Annotated in this window: 6 protein-coding genes; 3 read left to right on the plus strand and 3 right to left on the minus strand. The window is 55.4% G+C overall.

Going from position 1 to position 6,415, the window contains the following annotated elements; genetic code table 11:
• Nucleotides 1-123: 123 nt before the first annotated feature.
• The 3 genes from AC1DVH_RS24615 to AC1DVH_RS24625 all read left to right on the plus strand — a co-directional run bounded on the left by AC1DVH_RS24615 (nt 124) and on the right by AC1DVH_RS24625 (nt 3,856).
• The gene (locus tag AC1DVH_RS24615) at nt 124-1,158 is read left to right on the plus strand and encodes a histone deacetylase family protein (RefSeq protein WP_477756009.1); all 1,035 of its coding nucleotides are present in this window, start codon (nt 124-126) and stop codon (nt 1,156-1,158) included.
• Nucleotides 1,159-1,208: 50 nt separating this feature from the next.
• Entirely contained in the window at nt 1,209-2,264 is a 1,056-nt protein-coding gene (locus tag AC1DVH_RS24620; protein ID WP_477756010.1) for an ornithine cyclodeaminase, read from the plus strand.
• Nucleotides 2,265-2,440: 176 nt separating this feature from the next.
• Nucleotides 2,441-3,856 (plus strand): amino acid permease, encoded by a 1,416-nt coding sequence (locus AC1DVH_RS24625; protein ID WP_477756011.1) that lies wholly within the window; start codon nt 2,441-2,443, stop codon nt 3,854-3,856.
• A gap of 318 nt (nt 3,857-4,174) precedes the next feature.
• Here AC1DVH_RS24625 and AC1DVH_RS24630 read toward each other — a convergent pair whose 3' ends face one another.
• The 3 genes from AC1DVH_RS24630 to AC1DVH_RS24640 form a co-directional block, all read right to left on the minus strand.
• Nucleotides 4,175-4,420, minus strand: a complete 246-nt coding sequence (locus tag AC1DVH_RS24630; RefSeq protein WP_477756012.1) for a hypothetical protein — start codon at nt 4,418-4,420, stop codon at nt 4,175-4,177.
• A gap of 117 nt (nt 4,421-4,537) precedes the next feature.
• Nucleotides 4,538-4,948, minus strand: a complete 411-nt coding sequence (locus AC1DVH_RS24635) for a DUF4440 domain-containing protein (protein ID WP_477756013.1) — start codon at nt 4,946-4,948, stop codon at nt 4,538-4,540.
• The gene (locus AC1DVH_RS24640; protein ID WP_477756014.1) at nt 4,929-6,296 is read right to left on the minus strand and encodes an MFS transporter; all 1,368 of its coding nucleotides are present in this window, start codon (nt 6,294-6,296) and stop codon (nt 4,929-4,931) included. The genes AC1DVH_RS24635 and AC1DVH_RS24640 overlap by 20 nt, the downstream gene beginning before the upstream one ends.
• Nucleotides 6,297-6,415: the final 119 nt, after the last annotated feature.

Genomic DNA, 6,415 nt, shown 5'->3' on the forward strand with positions numbered 1-6,415 from the left:
GCATAACGCCATTCCATAGTAAAAACGCCCGAATAATCTAGTAAACCACGAAAACAAAGCAAAGAAAGCGCATCCCGGCCGGAACAGAATATTTGCACTGGTTCACATTAACGGATGCGCAGAATGTTTACAGTTTTCAGTGATTCCCACCGCTTGCACCACGGCACCGAATTGAAAGACGGCGTGCTCAAGCCGTCGTTCGAACAGCCCAGTCGGGCCGATACCGTCCATAACCGTGTCAAGCAGGTAGGCCTTGGCCAGATCGTCGAGCCGCGAGCATTTGACCGGTCGTGTTACGTCAATGCGCACAGCGAGCGCTACGTCAGCTTTCTGGAAAGCGCCTGGTCAGAATGGAGCGCGACCGGACGTACGCACGATGCCCTACCGCTGGTATGGCCAGTGCGCGACCTGTCCAACGAGCAAGTGCCGACTTTCATCGACGGCAAGCTGGGTTTCTATGCCATGGACGCCGGCTCCCCGATTACCGCCACCACTTGGCAAGCGGTGAAAACCAGTGCAGACATCGCCCTCACCGGCCTGGCGCTGATCGATGAAGGCCACGACAGCGCTTTTGCCCTGTGCCGACCGCCCGGCCATCACGCGGCGCGTGAATACATGGGCGGCTACTGCTATCTGAACAACGCCGCCATTGCTGCACAGCAGGCCATTACTCAAGGTGCCAAACGTGTCGCCGTACTGGACGTCGACTTTCATCACGGAAACGGCACCCAGAACATTTTCTACGAGCGTAGTGACGTCATGTTTGTCTCGCTGCACGGCGAACCGGCGGTGTCCTACCCGTACTACTCAGGCTTCAGCCACGAAGTCGGCGCAGGGCAAGGCGAAGGATACAACCTGAACTATCCGCTGCCGAAGAACACCACCTGGGAAAGCTATCGCAACGCCCTGCTACACGCCTGCAAGAAACTCCAGCAATTTGCCCCTGAAGTGTTGGTTATTTCACTGGGCGTCGACACGTTCAAGGACGACCCCATCAGTCACTTCCTGCTGGAAAGTGAAGACTTCATCGGCATCGGCGAACTGATCGCGAGCGTCGGCTGCCCCACCCTATTCGTCATGGAAGGTGGCTACATGGTCGATGAAATCGGGATCAATGCGGTCAACGTACTGCATGGCTATGAGAGTAAACGCGCCTGAGTCATCCCCTGAATCGCAACGCTTCAACTATTGAATCGGAGAATAAAAACATGACTCTTTTTATAGACGTCGATCATGCCGCACGCCTGTTCGCCACAGTGGGAATCCGCCGGGCAATCCGCGAGATGGCCACTTACATCGAAACTGACTATTCACGCTGGGCGCAGTTTGATAAGTCGCCCCGCACCGCCAATCATTCGGCCGACGGTGTGATCGAGTTGATGCCGACCGACGATGGCCAGCAGTACTCGTTCAAGTACGTGAACGGTCACCCGGACAACGGTCAAAGCAACTTGCTGACGGTCATGGCCTTCGGTGTCCTGGCCGATGTCCACAGTGGCTATCCAACCTTGCTCAGCGAACTGACGCTGACCACAGCCGTGCGCACGGCAGCGACTTCCGCATTGGTTGCGCAGTCCCTGGCGCGCCCGGGTGCAAGCACCATGGCAATCATCGGCAATGGCGCCCAAAGCGAGTTTCAGGCCCTCGCCTTCCACGAAATGCTGTCCATCAAGGAAATTCGCATTTTCGATATCGATCGCGACGCTTCACTCAAGTTGAAGCACAACCTGGCCGCATTCCCGGATATTGAGGTGATTCTGGCCAACTCGGTACAGGAAGCGGTCAAGGGCGCGCACATCGTCACCACAGTCACCGCAGACAAGGCCTATGCAACGATTCTGACGCCCGAGATGATCGAGCCCGGCATGCATATCAACGCCGTGGGCGGTGACTGCCCAGGGAAAACCGAACTGCACGCCGACATCCTGCGCAATGCCCGGGTCATCGTTGAGTTTGAACCTCAAACCCGGATTGAAGGCGATATTCAACAATTGGAGGCCGACTTTCCCGTCGTGGAGTTCTTCCGGATTGTCCAGGGCGATGTCCCGGGCCGTGAGAACGACACCCAGGTCACCGTTTTCGATTCGGTGGGTTTTGCCCTGGAAGACTTTTCGTCACTGCGCTACGTGCACGACCTGGCGCGGGAGCATGCCATCGGTGAGCGCATCCATCTGGTGCCGACGCCTGCCAACATAAAAAACCTCTACCAACTGCTTGATCAGCTGCCAGCAATCGCCCCCTCACGCCTGCGCACAGTCAGTTGATAGCCATAGGTGAGGCCCCCTGAGCAAAGTGCCAAGGGGCTACTCACCGGGTGAGCGGACGAGAAACCCTGCCACCCGCAAACCACCACCGTCAGTAGCCGTTGCATCTCTAACAAGAACGCTCGACACCCACTTTTCTGCCAAAACTCAAAAACATAAAATCAAGAGGTTTTGTAATGAAATCGACTCCGTCCGGGCTGGTTGAACAGCCCGCGCTGCAGCGCACGCTCAGCAATCGTCACATTCAGTTAATGGCCATGGGAGGTGCCATCGGTACCGGTCTGTTCATGGGCTCCGGGAAGATCATCGCCCTCTCCGGTACGTCGATCATCCTCATCTATATGATCATCGGTCTGTTCGTCTACTTCGTCATGCGTGCCATGGGCGAACTGTTGCTCTCCAACTTGAACTTCAAAACCTTCGCGGATTTTGCCGGTGCCTATCTTGGCCCACGCGCGGCATTTTTCCTTGGCTGGTCATACTGGCTAAGCTGGAGCGTTGCAGTGATAGGTGATGCCGTCGTGGTGGGTGGATTTTTTCAGTATTGGTTCCCCGATGTACCCGCCTGGATACCGGCGATCGGCATGCTGATGACACTGTTCGCCTTGAATGTGCTGACTGTCAGGCTTTTTGGTGAGGTGGAGTTCTGGTTCGCGATCATCAAGATCATTGCCGTCGTCACCCTGATTGGCGTCAGCATGGTGATGATTGCCAGCTCCTTTGTCTCACCCAGTGGCGTTACTGCATCCCTGAACCACTTGCTGGATAAACAGGCCGCCTTCCCCAACGGCTTGTTCGGTTTTTTTGCCGGGTTCCAGATGGCGATTTTCTCCTTTGCGGGCACCGAGCTGATCGGCACCGCAGCCGCCGAAACGCGCTCCCCCGAGAAGACCCTGCCTAAAGCCATCAACTCGATTCCGCTGAGAATTATCCTGTTTTATGTGCTGGCACTGGCCTGCATTATTGCAGTGACTTCCTGGCAACAGGTTTCGCCCAACAAGAGCCCGTTCGTCGAGCTGTTTCTGGTCGCAGGGTTTCCCGCAGCAGCCGGCATCGTCAATTTTGTGGTACTGACATCCGCCGCCTCATCGGCCAACAGTGGCGTATTTTCATCCAGTCGCATGCTGTTTGGACTGGCCAATCAGGACAACGCTCCGGGGATTTTCCGGCGTCTGTCGAGCAATAGCGTGCCTTTGCTGAGCCTGGCGTTCACCACACTGTTGATGCTGGTGGGAGTACTGTTGCTGTTCATCGTTCCAGAAGTGATGACAGCGTTCACCATCGTTTCTACCGTGTCGGCAATCCTGGTGATTTTCACTTGGTCGACCATCCTCGCGTCCTACATTGCCTATCGCAAAAAGCGACCCGAGCTGCATGCGAAATCGGCCTACAAGATGCCTGGCGGCGTGCCGATGGCCTGGTTTTCCCTGGGGTTTCTGGGTTTCGTTCTCTGCCTGTTGGCATTGAGACCCGACACCCGAATTGCCTTGATGGTCATGCCGGGTTGGTTCATATGGTTGGCAATTGCTTACCAGTCAACCTGTTCCAGAAAACCAAAACCCGCTGACGGGTCGGCAAATCAATACAGCTGATGTTCACCTGGTGCCTTTCGGTGCYGATGAGTGAAGAGCGCGTCAGCGACGTGGCATTTCCGGGATGACTACAGGCTAAAGAGCCCCAACTGATGGCCGTCATATTTCATTGACGGCCAACTCTACGGATGAACGATTCGGTTTGCTGACAAATGGTGAGACGCCGTAGGCAAAGCTGCACCAACTCGTCCCTATGATTCTCATCGCCAACTTCCCAACATCCTCCAGAAAGTGCCGGGGCGTTTTTCCGTCCCTGGGCAGCCATTACATACCAAACAAAAAAGGCTCTTTCAGGGCTCTTTTGTACTCAAGCCAGAATCACTTTATCTGCCAGGATTCAACAGTCGCGGATCCGTACTCAGCTTTCCACTCTTTCAGCGTTTTGTGATTGGGTAATTGCATGGACTTGACCACCTGATTGCATCCGTGTTGACCAACTGTTTGCATTCGACTTGACCAGCACACGCTGTAGTGACGACCGGCAGAGAACCGCCCATTGCAGACATTCAGAGATGTCTGCAAAAGCGGTAAATCCCCTGAGTGGGTAGGCAATGCAGCCTTCATTTGAAATGTACGCCCGCCGCCGGCACCGCACACCCCGCTGTTAGCGGGCTGACGGTGATTTCTTTGATAGAGGCCGAGAGCATTCGGCAATCAGTGATTGTGTAGTTCATACGAGAATCAGCTTTCCTGGCTTAGCGGCGTTTCATGCAGGTAGATCCATTGGGCGTTGTGGTGATGCATGCCAATGATCGCCACCGAAACCCGTGAGCTTTCGCGCTGGCCGAGGCGATGGGTTTCCTTGTAGCGAATCGCCACGCTGTTGCCTTCCTGCCAGACCGTCTGCAGATCGCTGATGACGATCTCCAGGCCTGGCTTGGCGCCGACTGCACCTTTAAACATCTGTTCGACCGTCGCCCGGCTGACAATGGCGGCCGAGGTGGTGACCATGGTGAAGTGCTCGGCAAAGGCCGATATCAGAGGTTCAAGCGTGGCCTGCCCCTTACCGTTTGAGTCGGTGAACAGGGTGTGGATCAGCTCGTGCACGTGATGAATGCTGTGGTGCGCCTGTTCAACTATTTTGTTGTGCATGACAGTCCATTTGAGCGTTCAACTGACTCAGTTGAAAGAGTGGGAACAGGCCCACCAGCGCGGCGATGGCAAAGGTCACGTGGTAGGCCTGGGTGGTATCGAAATGCTTCAAGAGCAGGTTGAAAACCATCAGGAAGAGGGCCGCGCCGATGCTGAATGACATCTGTCGGTTGATGTTCCAGATGACACTGGCCTTGTGGGTGTCATTGCCCTCGAAGTCCATCAGCGACGTGGTTTGTGCTGTGTTGGCACCGATGCCGCCGCCGATCCCCATCAAGCTGTAGGCGATGACGATCACCAGAAAGTCTGAGGGATCGTTCACCAGTAACAGGGTGGCGATGCCGGCGCTGTGCAATAGCATCCCGAGGGCAAACAGCCGCTTGGCGCCCATCCGGTTATAGACCCGGCCACAGATCAGCATCGCGATGAATGCGCCGATGGCGTAGAGGATCATGAACATCCCTGTCAGTCGGGCGCTGAAGTGCAGGGTGTTTTGCAGGAAGAAGATGCTCATCAAGTTGACCCCCGTGAACACACCGGGAATCGCGTAATAGATATAGACGGAGGTGCTGAGTTTTTTGCTTTTGAGCAGGCTCAGTTCAATGATCGGATTTTTGCAGGTGCGGTAGTGCAGCCCGTACAGCACGACGAACGTAACGCCGGCCATGACGAAAAGGCCGGCCACCCATGCCGGAGCGTCGCCGCCATACAACGACATGCCCATCAGCAGGCTGCCGAGTGCCGCGCTGACCAGCAGCAAGCCCTTGATGTCGGGTCTGGGCAAAGTCGTCGGTCGCGCTTCGTTGATCCAGAACCATGACAGCAATGCCGCGATCAGTGAGAACGGGATGTTGCTGTAGAACACCCAGCGCCAGGAGCTGCTGTCGACGATGATGCCGCCGATGGTCGGTGAAATGGCGGGCGCAATCAGGGCAACGGCCATGACCAACGTGGATATTTTCGCCCGCTGCTCGCCCTTGAACAGGTTGAACGTCAGTGCCTGTCCGACAGGAATCAACAGGCCGCCGCCAATCCCCTGGACGAAGCGCCAGATCACCAGCTCGTTGAAACTGTTGGCCAGCCCACACATCCACACGGAGGCTGTAAACACGATCATCGAGGTGGTGAGGATTTCCCGACTGCCAAAACGACCGGCCAACCAGGTGCTGACCGGAATGATCAGTGTCAGCCCCAGAATATAAGCGTTAGCCACCCAGGCAACGTCTGAAGTACTAACGTGCAGCGCTGCCGATATACTCGGTAATGCGACCGCTGACATAAAGATGTTAATGCAGTCTATAAAAAAGCCGATCAGAAATATCAGTGTAACTTTGTAGCGATAGATCATGTTGTTTCCCCTTTTCCGCAAAGCATAAGGGCGGTGGACTTGAACTGTCGATACGACTATCCTTGAAACAATGTTTGACGGGATTTAACAGTGAACCATATTTCTATGCACACTCATCT

This window comes from Pseudomonas sp. P4_C3 (assembly GCF_056402075.1).

What these genes read in the sequence shown, in the direction of transcription:
- AC1DVH_RS24620 (WP_477756010.1), top strand. Translation starts at nt 1,209, where the DNA reads ATGACTCTTTTTATAGACGTCGATCATGCCGCACGCCTGTTCGCCACA.
- AC1DVH_RS24630 (WP_477756012.1), bottom strand. Translation starts at nt 4,420, where the DNA reads ATGAAGGCTGCATTGCCTACCCACTCAGGGGATTTACCGCTTTTGCAG.
- AC1DVH_RS24625 (WP_477756011.1), top strand. Translation starts at nt 2,441, where the DNA reads ATGAAATCGACTCCGTCCGGGCTGGTTGAACAGCCCGCGCTGCAGCGC.
- AC1DVH_RS24615 (WP_477756009.1), top strand. Translation starts at nt 124, where the DNA reads ATGTTTACAGTTTTCAGTGATTCCCACCGCTTGCACCACGGCACCGAA.
- AC1DVH_RS24635 (WP_477756013.1), bottom strand. Translation starts at nt 4,948, where the DNA reads ATGCACAACAAAATAGTTGAACAGGCGCACCACAGCATTCATCACGTG.
- AC1DVH_RS24640 (WP_477756014.1), bottom strand. Translation starts at nt 6,296, where the DNA reads ATGATCTATCGCTACAAAGTTACACTGATATTTCTGATCGGCTTTTTT.